This window comes from Pseudomonas kielensis, assembly GCF_014236655.1.
Classification (GTDB): Bacteria; Pseudomonadota; Gammaproteobacteria; order Pseudomonadales; family Pseudomonadaceae; genus Aquipseudomonas; species Aquipseudomonas kielensis.
Map to the genome: position 1 here is coordinate 20,743 of NZ_JACMYG010000010.1, position 25,868 is coordinate 46,610.

25 protein-coding genes are annotated in these 25,868 nt (G+C 61.6%); 16 read left to right on the forward strand and 9 right to left on the reverse strand.

The genetic code is table 11. The features are described from left to right. Nucleotides 1-57: 57 nt before the first annotated feature. On the reverse strand, nt 58-1,482 hold the full coding sequence (aspA, locus tag H7995_RS12065; RefSeq protein WP_095164950.1) for an aspartate ammonia-lyase: 1,425 nt from the start codon (nt 1,480-1,482) through the stop codon (nt 58-60). A 180-nt stretch (nt 1,483-1,662) separates the two neighbouring features. On the opposite strand from aspA, the gene H7995_RS12070 reads away from it, so the two are divergent. Beyond that, nucleotides 1,663-2,574, forward strand: coding sequence for a LysR substrate-binding domain-containing protein (locus H7995_RS12070; RefSeq protein ID WP_166589321.1), 912 nt, complete (start codon nt 1,663-1,665; stop codon nt 2,572-2,574). Between the two features lie 96 nt (nt 2,575-2,670). On the opposite strand, the gene H7995_RS12075 is transcribed toward H7995_RS12070, so the two are convergent. Continuing rightward, nucleotides 2,671-3,399 carry a zinc metalloprotease gene (locus tag H7995_RS12075; RefSeq protein ID WP_185818428.1) on the reverse strand — a complete coding sequence of 243 codons (729 nt, stop codon included), beginning with the start codon at nt 3,397-3,399 and terminating at the stop codon, nt 2,671-2,673. Between the two features lie 457 nt (nt 3,400-3,856). Here H7995_RS12075 and purE point away from each other — a divergent pair, with 457 nt between their 5' ends. The 4 genes from purE to H7995_RS12095 all read left to right on the forward strand — a co-directional run bounded on the left by purE (nt 3,857) and on the right by H7995_RS12095 (nt 6,419). Continuing rightward, nucleotides 3,857-4,348: a 5-(carboxyamino)imidazole ribonucleotide mutase gene (gene purE / locus H7995_RS12080; protein ID WP_017341565.1), complete on the forward strand. Its 492-nt coding sequence runs from the start codon at nt 3,857-3,859 to the stop codon at nt 4,346-4,348. Nucleotides 4,349-4,359: 11 nt separating this feature from the next. Then, the gene (locus tag H7995_RS12085) at nt 4,360-5,445 is read left to right on the forward strand and encodes a 5-(carboxyamino)imidazole ribonucleotide synthase (RefSeq protein WP_182342877.1); all 1,086 of its coding nucleotides are present in this window, start codon (nt 4,360-4,362) and stop codon (nt 5,443-5,445) included. A gap of 104 nt (nt 5,446-5,549) precedes the next feature. Further along, complete coding sequence (locus H7995_RS12090) at nt 5,550-5,795, forward strand: GlsB/YeaQ/YmgE family stress response membrane protein (protein WP_166589318.1); 246 nt, start codon at nt 5,550-5,552, stop codon at nt 5,793-5,795. Nucleotides 5,796-5,882: 87 nt separating this feature from the next. Next, nucleotides 5,883-6,419, forward strand: coding sequence for a DUF3299 domain-containing protein (locus tag H7995_RS12095; protein WP_182342876.1), 537 nt, complete (start codon nt 5,883-5,885; stop codon nt 6,417-6,419). 15 nt (nt 6,420-6,434) lie between these two features. Here the strand turns inward: H7995_RS12095 and H7995_RS12100 are convergent, their stop codons facing one another. Further along, on the reverse strand, nt 6,435-7,334 hold the full coding sequence (locus H7995_RS12100) for a D-hexose-6-phosphate mutarotase (RefSeq protein WP_182342874.1): 900 nt from the start codon (nt 7,332-7,334) through the stop codon (nt 6,435-6,437). A gap of 30 nt (nt 7,335-7,364) precedes the next feature. Beyond that, entirely contained in the window at nt 7,365-7,769 is a 405-nt protein-coding gene (locus tag H7995_RS12105) for an acyl-CoA thioesterase (protein WP_095164936.1), read from the reverse strand. A 361-nt stretch (nt 7,770-8,130) separates the two neighbouring features. On the opposite strand from H7995_RS12105, the gene H7995_RS12110 reads away from it, so the two are divergent. From H7995_RS12110 to H7995_RS12145, 8 genes are all read left to right on the forward strand, one after another. Continuing rightward, nucleotides 8,131-9,429 (forward strand): MFS transporter, encoded by a 1,299-nt coding sequence (locus H7995_RS12110; RefSeq protein WP_166589315.1) that lies wholly within the window; start codon nt 8,131-8,133, stop codon nt 9,427-9,429. A gap of 200 nt (nt 9,430-9,629) precedes the next feature. Further along, on the forward strand, nt 9,630-10,631 hold the full coding sequence (locus H7995_RS12115) for a phosphate ABC transporter substrate-binding protein PstS (RefSeq protein ID WP_166589314.1): 1,002 nt from the start codon (nt 9,630-9,632) through the stop codon (nt 10,629-10,631). Nucleotides 10,632-11,012: 381 nt separating this feature from the next. Continuing rightward, a complete protein-coding gene (locus H7995_RS12120) occupies nt 11,013-13,046 on the forward strand; it encodes an ABC transporter permease subunit (protein WP_178117363.1) in 2,034 nt (677 codons plus the stop codon). A 15-nt stretch (nt 13,047-13,061) separates the two neighbouring features. Continuing rightward, the gene (gene pstA / locus H7995_RS12125) at nt 13,062-14,732 is read left to right on the forward strand and encodes a phosphate ABC transporter permease PstA (protein ID WP_182342872.1); all 1,671 of its coding nucleotides are present in this window, start codon (nt 13,062-13,064) and stop codon (nt 14,730-14,732) included. Nucleotides 14,733-14,875: 143 nt separating this feature from the next. Further along, entirely contained in the window at nt 14,876-15,709 is an 834-nt protein-coding gene (gene pstB / locus H7995_RS12130; RefSeq protein WP_020797931.1) for a phosphate ABC transporter ATP-binding protein PstB, read from the forward strand. 113 nt (nt 15,710-15,822) lie between these two features. Next, nucleotides 15,823-16,584 (forward strand): phosphate signaling complex protein PhoU, encoded by a 762-nt coding sequence (gene phoU / locus H7995_RS12135; protein ID WP_166589311.1) that lies wholly within the window; start codon nt 15,823-15,825, stop codon nt 16,582-16,584. A gap of 163 nt (nt 16,585-16,747) precedes the next feature. Further along, nucleotides 16,748-17,668, forward strand: coding sequence for a response regulator (locus H7995_RS12140; protein WP_166589310.1), 921 nt, complete (start codon nt 16,748-16,750; stop codon nt 17,666-17,668). Between the two features lie 84 nt (nt 17,669-17,752). Further along, nucleotides 17,753-18,646 carry a peptidoglycan DD-metalloendopeptidase family protein gene (locus tag H7995_RS12145; RefSeq protein ID WP_185818429.1) on the forward strand — a complete coding sequence of 298 codons (894 nt, stop codon included), beginning with the start codon at nt 17,753-17,755 and terminating at the stop codon, nt 18,644-18,646. A 62-nt stretch (nt 18,647-18,708) separates the two neighbouring features. Here the strand turns inward: H7995_RS12145 and H7995_RS12150 are convergent, their stop codons facing one another. From H7995_RS12150 to phoB, 3 genes are all read right to left on the reverse strand, one after another. Further along, nucleotides 18,709-20,049: a hemolysin family protein gene (locus H7995_RS12150; protein WP_166589308.1), complete on the reverse strand. Its 1,341-nt coding sequence runs from the start codon at nt 20,047-20,049 to the stop codon at nt 18,709-18,711. Nucleotides 20,050-20,176: 127 nt separating this feature from the next. Then, complete coding sequence (phoR, locus tag H7995_RS12155; RefSeq protein ID WP_206684572.1) at nt 20,177-21,463, reverse strand: phosphate regulon sensor histidine kinase PhoR; 1,287 nt, start codon at nt 21,461-21,463, stop codon at nt 20,177-20,179. 81 nt (nt 21,464-21,544) lie between these two features. Further along, a complete protein-coding gene (phoB, locus tag H7995_RS12160) occupies nt 21,545-22,234 on the reverse strand; it encodes a phosphate regulon transcriptional regulator PhoB (protein ID WP_095164918.1) in 690 nt (229 codons plus the stop codon). 152 nt (nt 22,235-22,386) lie between these two features. Here phoB and H7995_RS12165 point away from each other — a divergent pair, with 152 nt between their 5' ends. Beyond that, a complete protein-coding gene (locus H7995_RS12165) occupies nt 22,387-22,773 on the forward strand; it encodes a COG4315 family predicted lipoprotein (protein ID WP_166589306.1) in 387 nt (128 codons plus the stop codon). A 61-nt stretch (nt 22,774-22,834) separates the two neighbouring features. On the opposite strand, the gene ubiA is transcribed toward H7995_RS12165, so the two are convergent. After that, the gene (gene ubiA / locus H7995_RS12170) at nt 22,835-23,725 is read right to left on the reverse strand and encodes a 4-hydroxybenzoate octaprenyltransferase (protein ID WP_185818430.1); all 891 of its coding nucleotides are present in this window, start codon (nt 23,723-23,725) and stop codon (nt 22,835-22,837) included. Continuing rightward, entirely contained in the window at nt 23,725-24,288 is a 564-nt protein-coding gene (locus H7995_RS12175; RefSeq protein WP_166589304.1) for a chorismate--pyruvate lyase family protein, read from the reverse strand. The genes ubiA and H7995_RS12175 overlap by 1 nt, the downstream gene beginning before the upstream one ends. Nucleotides 24,289-24,489: 201 nt before the next feature. On the opposite strand from H7995_RS12175, the gene H7995_RS12180 reads away from it, so the two are divergent. After that, complete coding sequence (locus H7995_RS12180) at nt 24,490-24,657, forward strand: rubredoxin (protein WP_007954349.1); 168 nt, start codon at nt 24,490-24,492, stop codon at nt 24,655-24,657. A 19-nt stretch (nt 24,658-24,676) separates the two neighbouring features. Next, the gene (locus tag H7995_RS12185; RefSeq protein ID WP_185818431.1) at nt 24,677-25,825 is read left to right on the forward strand and encodes an NAD(P)/FAD-dependent oxidoreductase; all 1,149 of its coding nucleotides are present in this window, start codon (nt 24,677-24,679) and stop codon (nt 25,823-25,825) included. Nucleotides 25,826-25,868 lie beyond the last annotated feature (43 nt).

A 25,868-nucleotide genomic window follows, 5' to 3' on the forward strand; every position in this document is an offset into this window, starting at 1 on the left:
GGCCCTCAAAAGGTGAGAGGTGTCTAGTCCCTCGACCTGGTGAGCGGTGTTACAGCATCAGGCCTTCAGAGGCACCAGACGCGGGGCAATCATGTTTTCCGGGCGCAGGATGTCGGCGAGCATTTCTTCGTCGAGTAAGCCTTCTTCGCGCACCAGTTCCAGTACGCCGCGGCCGCTTTCCAGCGCGATACGGGCGATACGGGTGGCGTTTTCATAGCCGATGTACGGGTTCAGCGCGGTGACCAGGCCGATCGAGTGCTCGACCAGTTCGCGGCAGCGGGCTTCGTTGGCGGTGATGCCGACGATGCAGTGCTCGCGCAGCATGTCCATGGCGCGTTGCAGCAGGCGGATCGAGTCGAAGATCTTGAAGGCGATCAACGGTTCCATCACGTTCAGTTGCAGTTGGCCGCCCTCGGCCGCGATGGTCAGGGCCAGGTCGTTGCCGATGATCTGGAACGCCACCTGGTTGACGGCTTCCGGAATAACCGGGTTGACCTTGCCTGGCATGATCGAGCTGCCTGGCTGACGCGCTGGCAGGTTGATTTCGTTGATGCCGGTGCGTGGGCCGCTGGACAGCAGGCGCAGGTCGTTGCAGATCTTCGACAGCTTGACCGCGGTGCGCTTGAGCATGCCGGAGAACAGCACGAAGGCGCCCATGTCGGAGGTGGCTTCGATCAGGTCGGCAGCCGGTACCAGCGGTTGACCGCTGATCAGGGCCAGGCGCTCAACGGCCAGGTGCTGGTAGCGCGGGTCGGCGTTGATGCCGGTACCGATCGCGGTGCCGCCCAGGTTGACTTCGGTCAGCAGCTCCGGAGCCAGAGTCTTCAGGCGTGCCAGGTCTTCACCCAGGGTGGTGGCGAAGGCACGGAATTCCTGGCCAAGGGTCATCGGCACGGCGTCTTGCAGCTGGGTACGACCCATCTTCAGGACGTGACCGAATTCTTCACCTTTGGCGGCGAACGACTGGATCAGGCTGTCGAGGCTGGCGAGCAGGGCGTCGTGACCCAACAGCAGACCCAGGCGGATGGCCGTTGGGTAAGCGTCGTTGGTCGACTGCGCCATGTTCACGTCGTTGTTGGGGTGCAGGTACTGGTACTCGCCTTTCTGGTGGCCCATGGCCTCCAGCGCGATGTTGGCGATCACTTCGTTGGCATTCATGTTGGTCGAAGTGCCAGCGCCGCCTTGAATCATGTCCACCACGAATTCTTCGTGGAAATCGCCGCGGATCAGGCGGGCACAGGCTTCGCTGATGGCAGCGTGCTTGGCTTCGCTGAGGTGACCCAGCTCGCGGTTGGCGTCAGCAGCGGCCTGCTTGACCATTGCCAGACCCACAACCAGCTTCGGGTAATGCGAAATCGGAACGCCGGAGAGACGGAAGTTGTTCACCGCTCGCAGGGTCTGGATGCCGTAGTACGCTTGAGCCGGTACTTCGAGTACGCCAAGCAGGTCTTTTTCGGTGCGGAAAGATGCAGCGGAGGACATGATAGAAATCATCTCGATATGGACCCGGTCTGTGCCGGAACGCTGTGAATGCTAGGCTTGTGGAGAATTTTGGGCCAATGCTGTTAAACACTGGCCTATGCGTATTCGGCATAATGCCGATGTGACGCCGCCCGAGCGGCGAGCGTGTGACCTAAAATGGTGCGTGTCCGGGAGGACCTGATGAATCTGGAAAGCAAATGGCTGGAGGACTTTAGTGCCCTGGCTGCCACCCGCAGTTTCTCCCAGGCGGCTGAGCGACGCTTCGTCACCCAGCCGGCGTTCAGCCGGCGAATCCGCAGCCTGGAGGCCGCGCTGGGCCTGCAACTGGTCAATCGCTCGCGCACGCCGATCGAGCTGACGGCGGCCGGCCAGTTGTTTCTGGTGACCGCACGCACCGTGGTCGAGCAGTTGGGCGAAGTGCTGCGGCATTTGCACCACCTTGAAGGCGGCCAGGGCGAGGTCATGCAGGTGGCGGCCGCGCACTCCCTGGCCCTGGGGTTCTTCCCGCGCTGGATCGCGCAATTGCGCAACGAAGGCCTGAACATCGCCACGCGCCTGGTGGCGACCAACGTCGGCGACGCGGTGCATGCGCTGCGCGAGGGCGGTTGTGACCTGATGCTGGCGTTCTACGACCCGGATGCCGCCATGCAAATGGACCCGGAGATCTTTCCTTCGCTGCACCTGGGCCACACCGAGATGCTCCCGGTGTGCGCGGCCGATGCCGAGGGCCAACCGCTGTTCGATCTCGAAGGCGAAACCAGCGTGCCGCTACTGGCCTACAGCACTGGGGCCTTTCTCGGACGGTCGGTAAACATGCTGCTGCGCCAGCGCGCGTTGCGCTTCACGACCATCTACGAAACCGCCATGGCCGATAGTTTGAAGAGCATGGCCCTGGAGGGGTTGGGCATTGCCTGGGTGCCGCAGCTCAGTGTGCGCGCGGAACTGGCACGCGGCGAACTGGTGGTTTGCGGCGGTCCGCAATGGCATGTGCCGCTGGAAATTCGCCTGTACCGCTGTGCGTTGGTGCGCAAAGCCAACGTGCGGTTGTTGTGGCGCAAGCTTGAAGGTGGGGCGGCGAGCTCGACCGCCTGAGGCCGGCTTCTGACGCCGGATAGAGAGTGAAAGCCAGTGCGGCTTTCACTCTTCTGGTCTTTATCGCTGTGACGGTTGGCATTCCCCTGCCAATGCTCAGTCCAGGATGGTGATATCTTCCTCTGGAATCTCATGCACGTTGAGTCCGTCAAACAGGCTGTCGACATAGGTCTTGATGCGTTGTCGGTTGCTTTGGCTGAACACGTTGCAATCCGCTCGCAAGGGAAGACGCGGCGTGTACATGAACGTTTCGCACCACCAGCCGTTGTACTTGATTTCGCCATCTGCGTGGATGGCATTGAAGGTGTGACCCAGTTCATGACCTAGGGTCCGTTTTGAGCCCAGTGATGCGATAGCGGCCGGAGTCCCTGCAAAGGCGATGCCGGCTGTCCCTCCGAGCAGCGAACTTCCAGCCAGCAGGTTATTGGTGATCAAGATCACTCGATCATTGTAGGAATAGAGGGACTCATTGTTTTCATCTCTTTCCTGTTTATAACGATTGGATAATGTCAGCCACTCAAGGATAGTCTCGCTGGTGTTGCTTTTTCGGTAGTCGAAGTTGCTATATGGTGGTTTGTCTTGATCAACGATCACGCGGATTTTTCGCCCGGTTATACTTTCAAGCTCTTTGGTAAAAGGCTCTATGTAATCCGAGTGGATAGTACTTTTTTTTGCGGCTGGCACGTCGTCGTGGTAGATCGCAAATATTGTCAAGGTGGCGCCATCCTCCTGGTTTTGCGTGTCTGTTTCGGTCATTGCGAGGCTGTTTAAGTTGATCGTCAGGGTGCAAATAATTGCGTATAGAGCTGTCGATAGTTTTCGCATGTTTATAATCCAGTAAAGTTGGCTCGCGCGCGGCGCAAGTAACACGTTGTGGTGGGGTGCTGTTATTTAAGCTATAGCATTGGCTATAACGCGGCGCGGTAATTAGTTAACGCTAAGTTGTTGCGCGGTGTTGGCGTGGCAGGAAAGTGTGAGTGTTAATCGTCGGTATGTTTTGGCGTGTTGATTGCTCTTGCAGGACTTGGCCCATGGGTTTCAAGTGGGGCTAGAAGTGGATTGTCGGGTCAAGCTGGCGATTGACCTTGGAGTCAATAATCACGCCGATTTCAGTCATCTGTCAGATGGTCGTGAGAGGGGCTGTTTATCTGCCTTATTGCGGTATACTGCGCGGCCTTCGGCCGGCTTGTCTGGCCAAAATTCGTACAATCAAGCCACGCATCCTGCGTGGCTTGTTGTTTTTTGACGCGCCTGCGGGCGCCCAGAGAGAAGAGGCGCGACGATGAGTGCACTGGTTGGCGTGATCATGGGCTCCAAGTCCGATTGGTCCACCCTTAGCCACACCGCCGATATGCTGGAAAAGCTCGGCATCCCTTACGAGGTGAAAGTGGTCTCTGCCCACCGTACCCCGGACCTGCTGTTCCAGTACGCTGAAGAGGCCGAGGCGCGTGGCATCGAGGTGATCATCGCCGGCGCCGGTGGCGCGGCGCACCTGCCAGGTATGTGTGCGGCCAAGACCCACCTGCCGGTACTGGGCGTTCCGGTGCAGTCGTCGATGCTCTCGGGTGTCGATTCGCTGCTCTCTATAGTGCAAATGCCTGCAGGCATTCCGGTCGCCACCCTGGCCATCGGCAAAGCGGGTGCGATCAACGCCGCCCTGCTGTCGGCGAGTATCCTTGGCGCCAAGCACCCGCAGTTCCACGCGGTGCTCAAAACCTTCCGTGCTGAGCAGACAGACAGCGTCCTGGAAAATCCAGACCCACGCATCGCCTGAGGTTGTTGACGATGAAGATCGGTGTAATCGGTGGCGGCCAACTGGGCCGCATGCTAGCCCTGGCGGGGACTCCGCTGGGCATGAACTTCGCTTTCCTGGATCCGGCACCGGATGCCTGTGCCGCCGCGCTGGGTGAGCATCTGCGGGCCGATTACGGCGATCAGGATCACTTGCGTCAACTGGCCGACGAAGTCGACCTGGTGACCTTCGAGTTCGAAAGCGTCCCGGCTGAAACCGTGGCCTTCCTGTCGCAGTTCGTCCCGGTCTACCCGAGCGCCGAAGCGCTGCGCATCGCGCGTGATCGCTGGTTCGAAAAAAGCATGTTCAAGGACCTGGGGATTCCGACCCCGGCGTTCGCCGACATCCAGTCGCAAGCTGACCTGGACGCTGCGGTAGCTGCCATCGGCCTGCCCGCCGTGTTGAAAACCCGCACCCTGGGGTATGACGGCAAGGGCCAGAAAGTCCTGCGCACCGCGCAAGACGTGGTGGGTACTTTCGCTGAGCTGGGCAGCGTGGCCTGCCTGCTGGAAGGTTTTGTACCGTTCACCGGCGAAGTGTCGCTGATTGCCGTGCGGGCCCGTGATGGCGAGACGAAATTCTACCCACTGGTGCACAACACCCACGACAGCGGCATTCTCAAGTTGTCCGTGGCCAGCACCGAGCACCCGTTGCAAGCCCTGGCCGAGGACTACTCGAGCCGTGTGCTCAAGCAACTGGACTACGTCGGCGTGATGGCGTTCGAGTTCTTTGAAGTCGACGGTGGCCTCAAGGCCAACGAAATCGCCCCGCGGGTCCACAACTCCGGGCACTGGACCACCGAAGGCGCCGAGTGCAGCCAGTTCGAAAACCACCTGCGCGCCGTTGCCGGCCTGCCGCTGGGTTCGACGGCCAAAGTTGGCGAAAGCGCCATGCTCAACTTCATCGGTGTGGTACCGCCGGTGGAGAAGGTCATCGCCATCGACGATTGCCATCTGCATCACTATGGCAAGGCGTTCAAGGCCGGGCGCAAGGTCGGTCACGCCAACCTGCGCTGCGCCGACAAGGCCACGCTCGAGCAGCAGATCCTCAAGGTCCAGGCGCTGATCGCCGAGCAATAAACCCGTGGCGCGCTGGGAACCTTCGGGGCCCCGTGTTCTCTGATGGCAGGATGCCAAAGTCTGTCTAGGCTTTGGCATAGCTAATTCACTCAGAGGGAAGCGCCATGGGAATTATCGGAACCATCTTCATCGGATTGATCGTGGGCCTGCTGGCTCGTTTCCTGAAACCGGGTGATGACAGCATGGGATGGATCATGACCATCCTGCTCGGTATCGCCGGCTCGCTGGCCGCGACCTACGGTGGCCAGGCACTGGGCATCTACCAGGCCGGCCAAGGCGCGGGCTTCCTCGGTGCCCTGGTGGGCGCGGTGGTGCTGCTGGTGGTCTACGGTCTGGTCAAAAAGAACTGATTCAGACGATCAAGCCCGCTGCGCGGTTCACGCGCAGCGGGCTAGAATGCCCGGCGACCTGTCTTCCCTTCTTTGCCGAGCACTTTCATGCGCCGTCTTCTGCTGACTCTTGTATTGCTGGGCACTGGCCTGGCCCATGCTGGCGACCTGCCGGAAACCGACTGGCTCGAGCTGATGCCCAAGTCGGACCAGAAGGCGCTGGAAGCCATGCCGGAAATCGACCACAACTCTCCGGAAGCCAATGGCACCTTTACCGATAAGGGTGGCTTGAAGCAGAGCAAGGGCTTGCCGGCGGTGATGTACTCGACCAAGACCGTGGCGGCGATGAACCACAAGCAGGTGCGCATGGGCGGTTACCCGGTGCCGCTGGAAACCGATGGCAAGGGCCGCAGCACGCTGTTCTTCCTGGTGCCGTACCCGGGCGCCTGCATCCACGTGCCGCCACCGCCGCCCAATCAACTGGTGCTGGTGCGCTACCCCAAGGGCCTGAAGCTGGATGATATCTACACGCCCTTGTGGGTCAGCGGCACGTTGAAGATCGAGGCGGTCAACAACGACCTGGCCGATGCCGCCTACGCGCTGGATGCCGCGCAGGTGCGGGTGGTGCAAGAGTCCGACCTGTAGGCGCGATCTTTTGAGCTAAACCGCGTGGCTCGCGATGCTCACGCCCAGGGTGTGGCTGCTACCCGGCGCCAGAGTGACCACGTCACCCATCACATTGGCCGTCTCGATGCACAGCATGCGCTGCCAGCCATCGTCGGCCATGTCGCTGAACGCCGCCGCGCGGTTGATCCAGGGATTCCAGATCACCGCCGTGCGTGAACCCCGGGCGGTCAATTCGATACGTCGCTCCCAGGCCGGGTCGACAATGCTCAGTTTTTCCGGGGTATTGAGGTAAATCCGGTCGGTTTCCCCACTGAACCGCAGATCACCGCGTTGGGTGGCGGTGTTCCAGTTGTCCAGGGTTTCGATGTACTCCAGCCCGTCTACGCCTTCCACATGCACGTTGCGTACGTCGCTGACCGCGAAGTAGCTGTGCAGCGCCTGGCTGATGGTGACGCTGTCGGTGCCTCGGTTGTGGCTGGTCAGATCGATCTGCAGGTGCTCATCCAGGCGAATGCTCAGCTTCAGGTCGACCTGATGCGGCCAACCGGGCAGGCCGTTTTCCGGCACAGGCAGGGTAAACACCACGTTCAGGCTGTCGCCCTCGGTTTCGATGCCTTCCAGTGTCCAGTCCAGCGCCCGCACCAGGCCGTGGGCGGCAGCGGGTTGATCGCTGACACGCATGGCCTGCACGCTCGGTGGGTTGCGCTCGAGGTTGCCGAACCACGGCCAGCACACGGGCACCCCGGCGCGGATGCTCTTGCCGGTCTGGAACACCGCCTCGTCGTTGAGCCAGATCAGGGGCGGCTGCCCGGCCAGTTGATAGCTGAGGATATGCGCGCCTTGCTGGGCGACCAGCAATTCGGCCTGGCCGTGGCGAATCCGCCAGCAGTTCAGTTGATCCAGTTTTACCGCTTCAACAGTGGGGGTGTTCATGGGACAGCTCTCGATCGGCAACAGGGGGATTCAACAGGCTCGTGGGGGGACCGAGCGGGTACGACCGCTGCCGTCGATGGCAACAAACACGAACGCCGCTTCCGTCACTTTGCGCCACTCGCTGGACAGCGGATCGTCGCTCCAGACCTCGACCAGCATCTTGATCGACGTACGACCGATTTCCTGGGCCTGGGTGTAGAACGAGAGCTGTGCGCCGACGGCGACCGGTACCAGGAAAGCCATGCGATCGATGGCCACGGTGGCGACGCGCCCGCCGGCGATCTTGCTGGCCATTGCCGTGCCGGCCAAGTCCATCTGGGACACCAGCCAGCCGCCGAAAATATCGCCAAAGCCGTTGGTCTCGCGAGGAAGCGCGGTGATTTGCAGGGCCAGGTCGCCTTGCGGGATCGGATCGTCTTGTTCGAGTTCTATCATGCCGGGGGTGCCTCTAACCCGTGACTCTCATTGGTACTTCAGGTGAATAGCCGTCTTCAGAAAAACGATTCAGCCCGAACATACTACGTTCGTCGCGTTTTCCATAAGGCGTGCTAAAGGGAAACTCTGCGAAATCGACTGGTCGCACCAGCAGCGTCTTCGCACAGCAACCCTTGCAGCGTGTTGCAGGCTGCGAGTATATCGAGCGGTAGACCGCGCGACGACCATCCGGTTCTCATTTTGGCTGTCAATTACGCGCATCCCTGTGCTTTTTCGAACAATTTGCTATCGTGCCGAACCTGCCCAAGCCCCAGCCAGCGTTGTTGGGGTTGCAGATCCGACTATAAGAGAAGCCCTTGCCATGACCACAGCGCCATCGAGCATAGCGTCACCCGCGCAGCCTGCACGTCCCTTGACCCGCAACGACTACAAGACCCTGTCGCTTTCTGCCCTGGGCGGTGCGCTGGAGTTCTACGACTTCATCATCTTTGTGTTTTTCGCCACGGTGGTCGGCAAGCTGTTCTTCCCGGCGGACATGCCCGAGTGGCTACGCCTGATGCAGACCTTCGGGATCTTTGCCGCCGGTTACCTGGCACGGCCACTGGGCGGTATTGTCATGGCCCACTTCGGTGACCTTTTGGGTCGCAAGAAGATGTTCACCCTGAGCATTTTCATGATGGCGGTGCCGACGTTGATCATGGGCCTGCTGCCGACCTACGCGCAGATTGGCATGTGGGCACCGATCCTGCTGTTGCTGATGCGGGTGATCCAGGGCGCCGCCATTGGCGGGGAAGTGCCGGGGGCCTGGGTATTCGTTTCCGAGCACGTGCCGGCGCGACACATCGGCTATGCCTGCGGCACGCTGACGTCAGGCCTGACGGCTGGCATCCTCCTGGGCTCGCTGGTGGCCACGGCGATCAACAGCCTCTACACCCCCGAGCAGGTGGCTGATTACGCCTGGCGGATCCCGTTCCTGCTGGGTGGCGTGTTTGGCCTGTTCTCGGTCTACCTGCGCCGCTGGCTGCACGAAACCCCGGTGTTCGCCGAGTTGCAACTGCGCAAGGCCCTGGCCGAAGAAGTGCCGCTGCGTGCGGTCCTGCGCGACCATCGTGGGGCCATCGCCATCTCGATGCTGCTGACCTGGCTGCTGTCGGCCGGGATCATCGTGGTCATCCTGATGACCCCGACCGTGCTGCAAACCGTCTACCACTTCTCGGCCACCACCGCGTTGCAGGCCAACAGCCTGGCGATCGTGTTCCTGAGCCTGGGTTGCGTGGCGTCCGGTGCCCTGGCTGACCGCTTCGGTGCGGGCCGGGTGTTTGTGTTCGGCAGCGGCTTGCTGCTGCTCAGTTCGTGGACCTTCTATCACAGCCTGTTCAATCACCCGGACTGGCTGTTCCCGATGTACTCCCTGACCGGCCTGCTGGTTGGCACCATCGGCGCCGTGCCCTACGTCATGGTCAAGGCTTTCCCGGCCGTGGTGCGCTTCAGCGGCCTGTCGTTCTCCTACAACCTGGCGTACGCCATCTTCGGCGGCCTGACGCCGATGGTCGTCACCTTGCTGCTCAAGGAGAGCCCGATGGGGCCGGCCTACTACGTGGCAATCATCTGCGGCGTGGGGATCGTCGTGGGTGGGTATCTGTGGAGGAAGGGGCGCTAAGCCCGATTCCTTACATCGTTTGCACTGTCATCATCGCGAGCAGGCGGCGCTCCGCCTGCTCGCGATTGAGGGCACCACGACTCATCGCTAACAGCCCATGCTGGCCTTTCATCTAATTGTCATATTCAAGTCATAGAGTGTTCACACGGCCTGCCGATACTTGGCCCCGACTTAACACACCCTATTACCAGGAGTAAGGCATGAAACTGAAGCGTTTGATGGCGGCAATGACTTTTGTCGCTGCTGGCGTTGCGACTGCCAACGCAGTTGCCGCTGTTGACCCTGCTATCCCGAGCTACACCAAGACCACTGGTGTGTCGGGCAACCTGTCCAGCGTCGGCTCCGATACCCTGGCCAACCTCATGACCCTGTGGGCCGAGAACTACAAAAAAGAATACCCGAACGTCAATATCCAGATTCAGGCTGCCGGTTCCTCCACCGCGCCACCTGCGCTGACTGAAGGCACCGCTAACCTGGGCCCGATGAGCCGCAAGATGAAGGACAACGAGCTGCAGGCCTTCGAAACCAAGTACGGCTACAAGCCGACTGCCATCCCGGTTGCCGTGGATGCCCTGGCCGTGTTCGTGCACAAAGACAACCCGATCAAGCACCTGACCATGGAACAGGTCGATGCCGTGTTCTCCTCGACTCGTCTGTGCGGCGGCAAGGCCGATGTGAAAACCTGGGGTGACCTGGGTGTGACCGGCGACCTGGCCAACAAGCCGGTACAGCTGTTCGGTCGTAACTCGGTATCCGGCACTTATGGCTACTTCAAGGAAGAAGCCCTGTGCAAAGGCGACTTCAAGCCTAACGTCAACGAACAACCGGGCTCGGCCTCGGTGGTGCAATCGATCAGCTCTTCGCTGAACGGCATCGGCTACTCGGGTATCGGTTACAAGACCGCTAGCGTGAAGACCGTGGCCCTGGCCAAGAAAGGCAGCACTGACTTCGTTGAAGACACCGAAGAAAACGCCCTGAACGGCAAGTACCCGCTGTCGCGTTTCCTCTACGTGTACGTCAACAAGGCCCCGAACAAGCCTCTGGCCCCGCTGGAAGCCGAGTTCGTGAAACTGATCCTGTCGAAACAGGGTCAGGAAGTGGTCGTCAAGGACGGTTACATCCCTCTGCCAGCCAAAGTAGCCGCCAAGGCACTGGCTGACCTGGGCCTGCACGAAGGCGGCGCTGAAGTCGCAAAGAAGTAAAACCCTGATCCGGGGCTAGCCCCGGATCACCCAACATTTTTCGGTCCACTGCCCGTTTCCACGGGCGGCGGATTTGTTGCGTCACTGCATTGTCATCTTTCTGTCATACAGGATCGCTAGGGTGTGCGCATGAATGATCTGGCCAATTCCCCAATGACTACGACTTCCCCTCCCAAGCGCATTGATTTCAATACGCCTGAGCTGCAACGCAAGCGGCGCATCCGTGCGCTCAAGGATCGCCTGACCCGCTGGTACGTACTGATCGGCGGCCTTGCCGTGCTCGGCGCGATTACCCTGATTTTCTTCTTCCTGGCCTATGTCGTCGCCCCGCTGTTCCAGGGTGCCGAACTGACCGCCAAAGACTCGATCACGCCTGCCTGGATGCAAGACGCCGGCAAGCCGCTGATGATTTCCCTTGAAGAGCAGAACCAGGTCGCCATGCGGGTTTCCGACAAGGGCCAGGCGCTGTTCTTTGACCTCGACAGTGGTGCCGAACTGCGCCGTGTCGACTTGCCGATCCCGGCCGGTACCAGCGTTGCTTCGATCGGTGAAGACCAGCCCGGCAGCCCGCTGGTGATCGTCGGCCTGTCCAACGGCCAGGCCCTGGTGTTCCGTCACACTTACAAGGTCAGCTACCCGGATGGCAAGAAGACCATCTCGCCGGCCATCGAGTACCCCTACGGTGAGGCGCCGATTGCGCTGAACGAGCAGGGCACCGCGCTGGAGCACGTCAGCCTCAATGCGACCGACTCGACCCTGATGGTCGCCGGTTCCAGCGGTGCGCAGTTGCACGTCCTGGCGCTGAGCAAAGAAGAAAACATGATGACCGGTGAAATCACCAGTGATCAGCAGCGCATCGACTTGCCGCAAATGACCGAGCCGGTGAAAAACATCTTCATCGACCCGCGCCAACAGTGGCTGTACGTGCTCAACGGCCGTGCCCAGGCCGACGTGTTCAGCCTGCGGGAAAAAAGCCTCAACGGTCGCTACAAGCTGCTCGAAGATGGCGAAAGCCAAGTCACCGCCAGCACCCAGCTGGTGGGTGGTATCTCGCTGATCATCGGTGACTCCAAGGGTGGCCTGGCCCAATGGTTCATGGCCCGCGATCCAGATGGCGAGCAACGCCTGAAGCAGATCCGGACCTTCCAGATGGGCACTTCGCCTATCGTTGAGATCACTGCCGAAGAGCGTCGCAAAGGCTTTGTTGCCCTGGACGCTTCCGGCAAGCTCGGCGTGTTCCACAGCACCGCCCACCGCACCCTGCTGGTGGACCAGGTGGTCGATGGCCAGGGCATCTTCGGCCTGTCGCCTCGTGCCAACCGGGTGATCGTGGAGCAGGGCGGCAAGCTGCAACCCTTGCTGCTCGACAACCCGCACCCGGAAGTTTCCTGGAGCGCACTGTGGAGCAAGGTCTGGTACGAAAACTACGACGAGCCTAAGTACGTCTGGCAATCGACTGCGGCCAACACCGACTTCGAGCCCAAGCTGAGCTTGTCGCCGCTGACCTTCGGTACCTTGAAAGCGGCGTTCTACGCCATGCTGCTGGCCGCACCGCTGGCCGTGGCCGCAGCGATCTACACCGCCTACTTCATGGCCCCAGGCATGCGCCGCAAGGTCAAGCCGGTGATCGAGCTGATGGAAGCGATGCCGACGGTGATCCTCGGCTTCTTCGCCGGCCTGTTCCTGGCCCCGTATGTGGAAGGGCACTTGCCGGGCATCTTCAGCCTGTTGATGCTGCTGCCGATCGGGATTCTGCTGGCCGGCTTCATCTTCAGCCGCCTGCCGGAGTCGATCCGCCTGAAAGTGCCGGATGGCTGGGAAAGCGCGATCCTGATCCCGGTGATCATCTTCGTCGGCTGGCTCTCGCTGTACATGAGCCCGTACCTGGAGACGTGGTTCTTCGGCGGCGACATGCGGATGTGGATTTCCCACGACCTGGGCATCACCTACGACCAGCGCAACGCCCTGGTAGTCGGCCTGGCCATGGGTTTCGCGGTGATCCCGAACATCTACTCGATCGCTGAAGACGCCGTGTTCAGTGTGCCGCGCGGCCTGACCCTGGGCTCGCTGGCCCTGGGTGCCACACCTTGGCAGACCATGACGCGGGTGGTGATCCTCACCGCCAGCCCGGGCATTTTCTCGGCCTTGATGATCGGCATGGGGCGCGCAGTCGGCGAAACCATGATCGTACTGATGGCCACCGGCAACACCCCGGTGATGGAGATGAACCTGTTCGAAGGCCTGCGGACCCTGGCGGCCAACGTCGCGGTGGAAATGCCGGAGTCGGAAGTCGGCGGCAGCCACTACCGCGTGCTGTTCCTCTCGGCCTTGGTGCTGCTGCTGTTCACCTTCGTCATGAATACCCTCGCGGAACTGATTCGTCAGCGTCTGCGCAAGAAATACTCGTCGCTTTAAGAAAGGTAGAAGTCTGTGAAACAGAACTCCCTGAAAGGATGGTTCAAGAGCGGCGCCCCCGGCGTCTGGATCAGCGGTGGCGCGGTGGCCATCGCCGTCATCATGACCATTGGTTTGCTGGCGGTGATTGCCGTGCGCGGTCTGGGCCACTTCTGGCCCGCCGACCTGGTGCATGCCCAGTACGAGGTGCCGGGCCAGGCCAGCCATGTGGTCATCGGCGAAGTGGTACAGAAAGAACAAGTGCCACGTGAGCGCCTGAAAAGCGCGGGCCTGCCGGTCCCGGAGCAGGGCCCGGAGTTCATGACCCGCGAGCTGATCAAGGTCGGCAACCGTGATCTCAATGGCACCGACTTCACCTGGATCGTCGGCGAGTGGCTGACCAACCAGACCACGCCGCCGGAATTGATGGCGATCGAGCGTCGTGAGTGGGGCAACTTCTACGGCTACCTGGTCAACGTCAAGCAGGACGGCAAGGTCATCGCTGAAGGCGAGGCCGCCTGGCCTGAGCTGCAAGCGCGGATCGAGCGCGTCAGCAAACTGGCGGCCGAACTCAAGACCCTGGAAAAATCCGACATCGGGGCGATCAACGCCGGCCTTGAGCGTATTCGCCTGCACGGTCGCAAGCTGGAGCTGGACGGCAAGCTGGACGCCGCGGCCCAGGCCGACATGGAATCGGAACGCGCCGAGCTCAATGCCCGCTACCAGGACATTGAAAAGCGCCTGAGCGATCTGCATGCGCAGGTCAACCGCGACAGCCTGACCGCCCGCGATGGCAACGGCAAGGAAATCGAAATCGAACTGGGCAAGGTGGTTCACGCCTTCCAGCCGAACGCGATGAGCACCTTGACCAAGGTCGGTTTCTACTTCAGCAAGGTCTGGGAATTCCTCAGCGACGACCCACGTGAAGCCAACACCGAAGGCGGGATTTTCCCGGCGATCTTCGGCACCGTGATGATGACCTTGATCATGGCGATGATCGTCACCCCGTTTGGTGTGCTGGCGGCGGTTTACCTGCGTGAATATGCACGCCAGGGCACCATGACCCGGCTGATCCGCATCGCGGTGAACAACCTGGCGGGTGTACCGGCGATTGTTTACGGGGTGTTCGGCCTGGGCTTCTTCGTCTATGTGCTGGGTGGTTCGGTTGACCGCCTGTTCTTCCCGGAAGCCTTGCCGGCGCCGACCTTCGGCACCCCGGGCCTGCTCTGGGCCTCGCTGACCCTGGCGCTGCTGGCGGTGCCGGTGGTGATCGTGGCCACCGAAGAAGGCCTGGCGCGGATTCCTCGCACCGTGCGTGAGGGCTCGTTGGCCCTCGGTGCGACCAAGGCGGAAACCCTGTGGAAGATCGTGCTGCCGATGGCCAGTCCGGCGATGATGACCGGCATGATTCTCGCGGTGGCCCGTGCGGCCGGTGAGGTCGCACCGCTGATGCTGGTGGGCGTGGTGAAGCTGGCGCCGTCGTTGCCGCTGGACGGGAACTACCCGTACCTGCACCTGGACCAGAAGATCATGCACCTGGGCTTCCACATTTATGACGTCGGCTTCCAGAGCCCGAACGTCGAGGCCGCACGCCCACTGGTGTACGCCACGGCGCTGCTGCTGGTACTGGTGATCGCCACACTCAACCTGTCGGCCGTGTGGATCCGTAACCACCTGCGCGAAAAATACAAAGCGCTGGATAGCTGATTTGCAGCACTGATTTCTATGTGGGAGCGAGCTCGCTCGCGATGGCATCACCGCGGTTTCACAGATACACCGCGTTGCCCGAACCGCCAGCAGGCTGGCTCCCACAAAAACCGAACCGAATTTGTTAGCACAGGGAGCCTCCCATGCAGCACGAAGCACATACCCACGGCATCAACATGTCGGCCCTGGGTCGCGACAAGCAGAGCCTGAGCCTCGAGCAGGAAACCGTAGCCATCGAAGTGCCGGGCCTGAGCCTGTTCTACGGCGACAAACAAGCGCTGTTCGACGTCAGCATGAACATTCCCAAGCAGCGCGTGACCGCCTTCATCGGCCCGTCCGGCTGTGGCAAGTCGACCCTGCTGCGTACGTTCAACCGGATGAACGACCTGGTCGACGGTTGCCGTGTCGAGGGCGCGATCAACCTGTACGGCAACAACATCTACCGCAAGGGCGAAGACGTGGCCGAGCTGCGTCGCCGGGTCGGCATGGTGTTCCAGAAGCCCAACCCGTTCCCCAAGACCATCTATGAAAACGTGGTCTACGGCCTGCGGATTCAGGGCATCAACAAAAAACGCGTACTCGACGAAGCCGTTGAGTGGGCGTTGAAAGGGGCGGCGCTGTGGGATGAGGTCAAGGACCGCCTGCACGAGTCGGCACTGGGCCTGTCCGGTGGTCAACAGCAGCGTCTGGTGATCGCCCGGACCATCGCCGTGGAGCCGGAAGTGCTGCTGCTCGACGAACCCTGCTCGGCACTCGACCCGATCTCGACGCTGAAGGTTGAAGAGCTGATCTACGAGTTGAAATCCAAGTTCACCATCGTCATCGTGACTCACAACATGCAACAGGCTGCCCGGGTTTCTGACTACACCGCGTTCATGTACATGGGCAAGCTGGTGGAATTCGGCGACACCGACACCTTGTTCACCAATCCGGCGAAAAAGCAGACCGAAGACTACATCACCGGTCGTTATGGCTAGTGGGGACAGCTGCGAGCCGCAAGCGTCAAGCGGTCAGCCAGGGCGGTTCGAGTACGACACACATCAGCTTGCAGCTTGAAGCTTGCAGCTCACAGCTTTTGCGGAGCAAAACCATGATTTCGAAGGAAGGCTTAACCCACCACATCTCCCAGCAGTTCAACGCCGAGCTTGAAGAGGTGCGCAGCCACCTCCTGGCCATGGGTGGGCTGGTCGAGAAGCAGGTCAACGACGCGGTCACGGCGCTGATCGAGGCCGACTCCGGCCTGGCCCAGCAGGTGCGCGAGATCGACGACCAGATCAACCAGATGGAACGCAACATCGACGAAGAATGCCTGCGCATCCTGGCCCGTCGTCAGCCGGCGGCGTCCGACCTGCGTCTGATCATCAGCATCTCCAAGTCGGTGATCGACCTGGAGCGCATCGGCGACGAAGCCACCAAGATTGCCCGCCGGGCCATCCAGTTGTGCGAAGAAGGCGAGGCCCCGCGTGGCTACGTCGAGGTGCGCCACATCGGTGACCAGGTGCGCAACATGGTTCGCGACGCGCTGGATGCCTTCGCCCGCTTCGACGCTGACCTGGCGCTGTCCGTGGCCCAGTACGACAAGATCATCGACCGCGAGTACAAGACGGCGCTGCGCGAACTGGCGACCTACATGATGGAAGACCCGCGCTCGATCTCGCGCGTGCTGAGCATCATCTGGGTCTTGCGTTCGCTGGAGCGTATCGGCGACCACGCCCGCAACATCTCCGAGCTGGTGATCTACCTGGTGCGCGGCACGGACGTGCGTCACCTGGGTCTCAAGCGCATGAAGGAAGAAGTTGAAGGCACCAGTGGCGAAACCGCTAATGTTCCGGGTAAACCTGACGATAAGTAAGATTGCCCAAGTAAAAACGCCCGGCCCTTGGCCGGGCGTTTTTGTTGGTGCTGGCTGGATTTCATAGCACCCGCGAACGACAAAGGTCCCGGCGTGACTGAAGTATTTTGGCGAAGTGCCAAGCCAGGCGTTTTGCTGGTCGGGATAATTACGAGGGTGGTCGATGAGTAAGGTCAATGTGTTGGTCGTGGACGATGCGGCGTTCATTCGTGATCTGATGAAGAAGTGCCTGCGCAACTACTTTCCGGGCATGCGCATCGAAGACGCGGTCAACGGCCGCAAGGCACAAAGCCTGCTGGCCCGCGAAACCTTCGACCTGGTGCTGTGCGACTGGGAGATGCCGGAAATGTCCGGCCTGGAGTTGCTGACCTGGTGCCGCGGACAGGACGCCCTCAAGACCATGCCGTTCATCATGGTCACCAGCCGTGGCGACAAGGAAAACGTGGTCCAGGCGATCCAGGCCGGTGTGTCGGGCTATGTGAGCAAGCCGTTCACCAACGAGCAATTGCTGAGCAAAGTCAAACAGGCCCTGAACAAGATCGGCAAGCTCGATGCCTTGATGAATCAGGCCCCGGCCAAGTTGGCGCCGGCATTCGCCAACGACTCGCTGAGTGCCCTGACCGCCGGCAAGGCGCCAGTGGTCGCTGCGCCGACCCCCAACGCTTACCTGCAAAACCGCACCGAGGAAACCGCCAAGGGCCTGCTCAGCAGCCCGCCGATCAAGGCCCCTACGCCGGCACCCGCTGGTGGCCGTGGCCAGGGCCAGTTGCGCCTGCCCAGCGGCATCCAGGCCTGCGTGATCAAGGCCCTGAGCATCAAGGAAGCGCTGCTGGTGGTCAAACGCAGCGAGACGCTGCCCCAAGTGCTCGACAGCGCCGTGCTCGACCTGGAGCAGGGGGACAACGCCGAAATCGCCCGCCTCAACGGCTATCTGCATGCCATCGTTGCCCACGAGCCGAAACCCGACAGCGAGTGGTTGCAACTGACCTTCCGCTTCGTCGACCAGGATGCCCAGAAGCTCGATTACATTTCCCGGCTGATCGCCCGGGGTACGGCGCAGAAGCACTTCGTGCCGGGTGCGTAATCAGCTTTTGAAACAGCTGTCGCCAGCCTGAGGGCATTCTGACTGCTAGGCTCACCCAAGCCTGCCCCCGACAGAATGCTGCCCATGCTCGCGCGATTGCTGATTTGCTGTGGTCTGCTCGTGGCCTCGAGCCTGGCCGTGGCCACGACCATCTACAAGACCCAGCACGCCAATGGCGTGGTGTCCTACAGCGATCGGCCGTCACGTGGGGCCCAGGTGTTTGTATTCCGTGACCGGATGGACGAGCGCCTCGAACGCCAGGTGCACCTGCAGATCAAGAAGCAGCCGGGCAGCCACACAGTGTTTGTGCGCAACGACCTGTATGCGCCGGTCGAGGTCGAGTTGAGCTTTCACCAGGTGAAAAACCTCAAGGGCGCGCCTGCCCAGGCCATCCGCCGAGTTCTGCCGGCGCGCAGTAACACCCGTCTGGCGCTGCTCACGGCGTCCCGCGCCGGCAAGCCGCTGGTCTATACCCCTAGGCTCAAATACGCCTTGGGCGACCCCTCAGGCGCCACGCTGACCTATCGTTACCCGCTGCCCTGGCGCGGTGGTCCGTTTCGCCTGAGCCAGGGCGTCAACGGCCAATACAGCCATTACGGGCCGAAGAATCGCTACGCCATGGACATCGCCATGCCCGAAGGCACGCCGATCATTGCTGCGCGGGCCGGGGTGGTGGTGAAAACCGAGAACCGCCAGAGCGGTCGCGGCACCGATCCGGCGGGTAACTTCGTGCGCGTGCTGCACAACGACGGGACCATGGGCGTGTACCTGCACCTCAAGCAGGGTTCGGTACGGGTGCGAGAAGGGCAGCGGGTGGCGGTGGGCAGCGCCCTGGCGTTGTCCGGCAATACCGGCAACAGCAGCGGGCCGCACCTGCATTTCGTGGTGCAGCGCAATACCGGGTTGGGGTTGGTGTCGATTCCGTATCAGTTCAGCCAGCCGGTGGGCAGCCTGCCGAACTTTGCGCTGGGGAGGTAAGAGGGGCTGGGTAAACGATCGCAGCCTGCGGCGGCTCCCGAGGGCTGCGATCCTTTACAGATTCAATCGAGCATCACGACCTTGGCCAGGACGATTTTCGGGCCTTTCATCTTTTTGATGATGATCCGCAAACCTTCGACTTCCAGCACTTCTTCCTCTTCCGGCACCCGCTTGAGGCTGTCGTAGACCAGGCCGGCCAGGGTTTCGGCTTCGACGTGGTCCAGGTCCACGCCCAGCAGGCGCTCGACCTTGAACAGCGGGGTGTCACCGCGTACCAGCAACTTGCCCGGCTGGTAGGCCAGGATGCCGCGCTCGGCCTTGCGGTGTTCGTCCTGGATATCGCCGACCAGCACTTCCAACACGTCTTCCATGGTCAGGTAGCCGATGATGTTGCCGTCGGCTTCCTCGACCACGGCGAAGTGCGAGCCGCCTTTGCGGAACTGTTCCAGCAACTGCGACAGCGGCATGTGCCGCGACACACGCTCCAGCGGTCGGGTCAGCTCGGCCAGGTTGAACGACTCGGGAATGTGGTCCAGGGCGGCCAGTTCCAGCAACAGGTCCTTGATGTGCAGCAGGCCAACGAACTCTTGGCGCTCGCTGTCGTACACCGGGTAGCGGCTGAACTTGTGGCGGCGGAACATCGCCAGGATTTCCTTGAGCGGCGCGTTGAACTCCAGCGTCACCAGGTCTTCCCGGGAGTTGGCCCAGTCGACCACTTCCAGCTCGCCCATTTCCACGGCCGAGGCCAGCACGCGCATGCCTTGGTCGCTCGGGTCCTGGCCACGGCTGGAGTGCAGGATCAGTTTCAGTTCTTCACGGCTGTAGTGGTGCTCGTGATGCGGGCCGGGCTCACCCTGGCCGGCGATGCGCAGGATCGCATTGGCACTGGCGTTGAGCAGGTAGATGGCCGGGTACATGGCCCAGTAGAACAGGTACAGCGGCACGGCCGTCCACAGCGACAGCAGCTCGGGCTTGCGGATCGCCCAGGATTTCGGAGCCAGCTCACCGACCACGATGTGCAGGTAGGAAATGATGAAGAAGGCGGTAAAGAACGACACGCCCTTGATCACTTCCGGCGAGTCGACGCCCACGGCGGCCAGCAGCGGCTCGAGAATGTGCGCAAACGCCGGCTCGCCGACCCAGCCCAGGCCGAGGGAGGCGAGGGTGATACCCAGTTGGCAGGCAGACAGGTAAGCGTCGAGTTGGCTGTGCACCGTGCGCAGGATGTGGCCGCGCCAGCCGTTTTTATCGGCAATCGCCTCGACCCGGGTCGAGCGCAGTTTGACCATGGCAAATTCCGCCGCAACGAAGAAGCCGTTGAGCAAAACCAGGATCAGTGCAAAAAGAATCATGCCGAAATCGGCGAAGAGTGTAGCGAGGGACAAGCCAGGAGAAGGGTCCATGATGGAGTTTTGCGGGTTCCGTATATTCGAATAAAAAAGAGGGTGCAGACGAGCCTGAAAGGCAGGCCCAAGTCAGCCAATGTAGCGGCTGACAGGGCAATTGCCTAGGGGGACGTCGTGCGGGGGGCTAGTCGGTCAGGCTGCCGGTGCGTGATTTGCTCACCTGCGCGGGCACAAAATGGCAGGTGAAGGTGCTGCCATGGCCTGGCACGCTGCTGATTTCCATCCGGGCGCGGTGGCGCAGCAACACGTGCTTGACGATCGCCAGGCCCAGGCCGGTGCCGCCGGTGTTGGAGTTGCGGCTCGAATCGACGCGGTAGAAACGTTCGGTCAGGCGCGGCAAGTGCTTGCTGTCGATGCCGATCCCCGAGTCTTGCACGCTCAGGTGCGCGCCTTGCTCATCGCCCCACCAGCGGATGCGGATATGACCTTCGGCCGGTGTGTATTTGACCGCATTGAACACCAGGTTGGAGAACGCGCTGCGCAACTCGGCCTCGCTGCCCTTGAGCTGGATCGACGGGTCGGCTTCCAGGGTGATGTGCTGGTTGCGTTGCCCGGACAGCGCCAGGGCGTCGCTCTTGATCGACTGCAACAGGCTGTCGATCGCCACGGGCTGGTTGTCCGAGGGGTAGTCGGTGGCCTCCAGCTTGGCCAGCAGCAGCAAGTCATTGAGCAAGGTCTGCATGCGACTGCCCTGCTGCTGCATCTGTTGCAGCGCGCGAGTCCAGCGTGGGTTCACGTCTTCGACGTTATCCAGCAGGGTTTCCAGGTAGCCACTGATCACCGTCAGTGGCGTGCGCAGTTCGTGGGAGACGTTGGCGATGAAATCCTTGCGCATCTGTTCCAGCTGATGGATGCGCGTCACGTCGCGCACCAGCATCAGGTGCTCGTTGTTGCCATAGCGGGTGATGTACAGCTGGATGCGCATCCGGTCGTTGGTCGGCGAGGGGATTTCCAGCGGCTCGGCATAGCTGTCCTGCTCGAAGTACTCCTTGAAGCGCGGGTGGCGCACCAGGTTGGTCACCGGTTGGCCGCTGTCCTGGGGTGTCTTGAGCCCCAGCAGGGTTTCGGCGGCGCGGTTCCACCATTCCAGGTTGCCGTCGCTGTCGAGCATCACCACCGCGTCCTTGAGTGCCGCCGTGGACTCCTGGACCCGGTCGATCACCGCTTGCAGGCGCCCGCGCACCCGTTGGTCGCGGCGTTGCAGGTGATAGATGCTGTCGAACACTTCGCCCCACAGGCCGTAGCCATCGGGTGGCGCTTCATCGGGTTTGTGCAGGCGCAGCCACTCGTGCAGGCGCAGCAATTGCTTGAGGGTCCAGCCCAGGTAAAGACCCAGGCCCGCGGCCAGGCTCCAGCCGTAGTAGCCGGTGATCAGGCCGATCACCAGGCAACCGGTGACCAGCAGCAGCATGTGGCGGATCAGGGTGCCATGCCAGTTTTGGTTCACTTGAACATGCGTCCTTGTCAGCGTTTGGAGCGGGTCGGGGTGTAATCAGGCTTTGGTCGAAAAACGATAGCCGGTGCCGCGCACGGTTTGTACCAGACTTTCGTAAGCGTCACCCAGGGCTTTGCGCAGGCGACGGATGTGCACGTCCACGGTGCGCTCCTCGACATACACATTGCCGCCCCAGACCTGGTCCAGTAACTGGCCGCGGGTGTAGGCGCGTTCCTGGTGGGTCATGAAAAACTGCAGCAGGCGGTATTCGGTGGGGCCCATCTCGGCGGGTTTGCCGTCGATGGTGACCCGGTGGCTGATCGGGTCCAGCAGCAGGCCGCCCACTTCAATGGGGGCTTCACCTTCGGTAGGGCCGGTGCGGCGCAGCACGGCCTTGAGACGAGCGACCAACTCGCGGGGGGAAAACGGCTTGGTGATGTAGTCATCCGCGCCGACTTCCAGGCCCTGGATCTTGTTGTCTTCCTCGCCCTTGGCCGTGAGCATGATGATCGGGATATCACCGGTCAGCTCGTCACGCTTGAGACGGCGGGCCAGTTCGATCCCCGACGTGCCGGGCAGCATCCAGTCGAGCAGGATCAGGTCCGGTTTGCGGTCGACGATAATGGCGTGCGCCTGCTGGGCGTTCTCCGCCTCCAGGCAGTCATAGCCGGCCATTTCCAACGCAACGGCGATCATTTCGCGAATAGGCGCTTCGTCGTCGACGATCAGAATGCTCCTGCCAACCATGGGTTAAATCCTCTTGTCATTTAACTGTCTTGCGCCGCATTAGATAACGGAATTATTGCAGTCGTGTTACAGCATTTCAGTGGTGAAGCAAGGCGCGTGATCCTGGACTAAGCTGTAACTCCGAATCCTGACTACCACAAAAGAAGGTTTCCATGACTGACTTTGCTCACTCCTTTAAAGCCTTGGTACTGGCAGCTGCCCTGGCCTTGCCGGGAATGGCCATGGCGGCTGAGCCGGCCATGATGAAAGGCGGCATGATGGTCGATCCCCAAGGCATGACGTTGTACACGTTCGACAAGGACAGTGGTGGAAAGTCGATGTGTAACGACGATTGCGCAAAAAACTGGCCGCCGCTGATGGCGCCGGCGGATGCCAAGGCCGACGGTAAATGGACGGCGATCAAGCGTGACGACGGCAAGATGCAATGGGCCTATGACGGCAAGCCGCTGTACACCTTCATCAAGGACGAAAAGCCCGGCGAAATGAAGGGCGACAAGATGAAAGACGTTTGGCACGTGGTTCACCAGTCGCAGAAATAACCCGTTGTTGTCGCAGCTGGCGCAGCCTGCGCCAGCTTCGACACGATCCCTGCAGCGCCCCTCAGCGCAACGCGTAATCCAGCACGATCCCGACAAAAATCGCCAAACCCGCCCAATGATTGTGCAGGAACGCCTTGAAGCACTTCATACGGTCCCGGTCACGGGTGTACCAGAACTCCCAGGCGAAACACCCGGCAGCCACCAGCAAGCCGAGGTGGAACCAGCCACCCAGGGTGAACTTCGAGCCGGCCAGCCACAGGCAGCCCAGCGCCAGCCCCTGCAACGTGAGAATGATTACCCGGTCGGCATCGCCAAACAGGATCGCCGTGGATTTCACGCCGATCTTCAGATCGTCGTCGCGGTCGGTCATGGCGTAATAGGTGTCGTAGCCAACTGTCCACAGCAGGTTGGCGATCCACAGCAGCCAGGCGACGGCCGGCAGTTCGCCGGTCTCGGCGGTGAACGCCATCGGCATGCCCCAGGAGAACGCAGCGCCCAGCACCACTTGTGGGTAGTAGGTGTAGCGCTTCATGAAAGGGTAGCTGGCCGCCAGTGCCAGGCCACCGAATGACAGCCAGACTGTCGCCGCGTTGGTGCACAGCACCAGCAGGAAGCTCAGGCCCATCAGCAGCGCAAAGAACACCAGCGCCTCCCGGGAGCTGATTCTGCCGGCAGCCAGCGGGCGTTGGGCGGTGCGCTTTACGTGGCCGTCGACCTTGCGGTCGGCCCAGTCGTTGATCACGCAGCCGCCGGCGCGGGTCAGTGCCACGCCGAGGACAAAAATCACGATGTTGGCCAGGGACGGCGAGCCTTCACCGGCGATCCACAGGGCCCACAGGGTCGGCCACAGCAGCAGGTAGATGCCGATGGGTTTGTCCATGCGTGTCAACTGGACGAAGTCCCAGGCGCGTGGGTTCAAGCGATTCAGCGATTTGAGCAGGTTCTGGTACATCAGCCATTCTCCGCAGGCGCGACAATCGCCCGCCACAGGGCCGGCAAGAAAATTTCTGCGACCAGCACGCTCAAGCCACCGCGGTCGAAACGCGAACGGCGACCCCACAAGGCCGGGGCCTGAACCGCAGGGGGCAGCCATTCAACCGGGTAGTGGCAGACCTCGAGGGCGCGGCGCTGGAACGCCTGGTCGCAGAACAGCAGCTCACCCAGGGAGCGGCTGCCCAGCTCATCCATGTTCAACCCGCCATCTTGCAATGCACTGCGCGCCGCCACGCTGCGGGCAAACACCCAGGCCTGGCCGTGGCCGCGCAAATACACCTCGCGCACCCAACCTTCACTGTTCTGTGGCAAGTCGAGGGCGGCGCACTCATCGTCCCGCAACGGCTGCCAGCCTTCGTACAGCGGGGTGACGCTGAAACCGTCATTCGACAAGCGCGTCAGGCGTCGGGTGAGCGAGCCTTGATCGAACAGCCAGTCGAGGGTTTGCGCATCGGGAAGGGGGGTCAGCTGGCTTTGCGGCAGCCAGAGCGGAGTCGGGGCGAGGGCGTTTGAGTGCGGCACAGTGAGTCATTATTGGCAGCAAATGAGGCGGCGAGCTTAACATGTTGATCGGCGACATTGAGTGATCGGACCGGCCTGCGGCGTCGAACACGCTTGCATCTGTCGAGTGCGATCAGTACAAAACGCCCTGAGCCGGACGGCGGACCCTTGGCGGGCGACCGTCCGCGCCAGATAAAGCCTGTGAATCCGAGGAAACAAGCAATGAAGAAGTGGCAATGCGTAGTCTGTGGGCTGATCTACAACGAAGCCGACGGCTGGCCGGATGACGGCATCGCACCGGGTACCCTGTGGCAGGACGTGCCGGAAGACTGGCTGTGCCCGGACTGCGGCGTGGGCAAGATGGATTTCGAAATGATTGAAATCAACTAACCGATTCGAGGAGTAAGGAATGAACGCACCTGTCGTGATCGTCGGCACTGGGCTGGCTGGCTACAACCTGGCCCGGGAGTTTCGCAAACTCGATGGCGAAACTCCGCTGTTGCTGATTACCGCAGATGACGGGCGCTCCTACTCCAAGCCAATGCTCTCCACCGGCTTCGGCAAGAACAAGGACGCCGACGGCCTGAGCATGGCCGAGCCTGGCGCCATGGCCGAGCAGCTCAAGGCCGAGGTGCGCACCCATACGCGCATCAGCGGCATCGACCCGGGCCACAAGCGCCTGTGGATCGGCGAAGAGGCGGTAGCCTATCGCGACCTGATCCTGGCCTGGGGCGCAGAAACCGTGCGTGTGCCGGTGCAGGGCGATGCGCCCGAGGCGATCTTCCCGATCAATGACCTGGAAGACTACGCCCGTTTTCGCGCCGCCGCCGCCGGCAAGCGCCGGGTGCTGTTGCTGGGGGCCGGGCTGATCGGCTGTGAGTTTGCCAATGACCTGATCCTGGGGGGCTATGAGGTGCAACTGGTGGCGCCGTGCGAACAGGTGATGCCGACGCTGTTGCACCCGGCCGCCGCGGCTGCGGTACAGGCCGGGCTGGAAAGCCTGGGGGCGAAATTCCACCTGGGGCCGGTGCTCAACCGTTTGCAGCGCACCGCTGATGGCCTGGAAGGGCATTTGTCCGACGGTCAGGTGATTCCTTGTGATGTGGTGGTCTCGGCCATTGGCCTTCGCCCGCGGATCGATCTGGCGGCGGCCGCCGGCTTGCAGACCAATCGTGGGGTGATGGTCGATCGTCACCTGAAAACCTCCCACGCCAATATCTATGCCCTGGGCGACTGCGCCGAGGTCGATGGGCTGAATCTGCTGTACGTGATGCCCCTCATGAGTTGTGCGCGGGCGCTGGCACAAACCCTGGCCGGCAACCCGACCGCGGTGAGCTATGGCGCGATGCCAATTACCGTGAAAACCCCAGTGTGCCCGCTGGTGGTGTCCCCGCCGCCACGGGGTTGTGAGGGCGTCTGGACGGTGGAGGGGCAGGGCGCCGACATCAAGGCGTTGTGCCGCGACAGCAGCGGCAAGCTGCTGGGTTACGCCCTTACGGGAGCGGCGGTGATGGACAAATTGGCTCTAAACAAGGAGCTTCCGGCGCTTCTGGCATAAATACAGGTCGTTCTGTCGGAATCACCCCGCTTTAACCCCTACA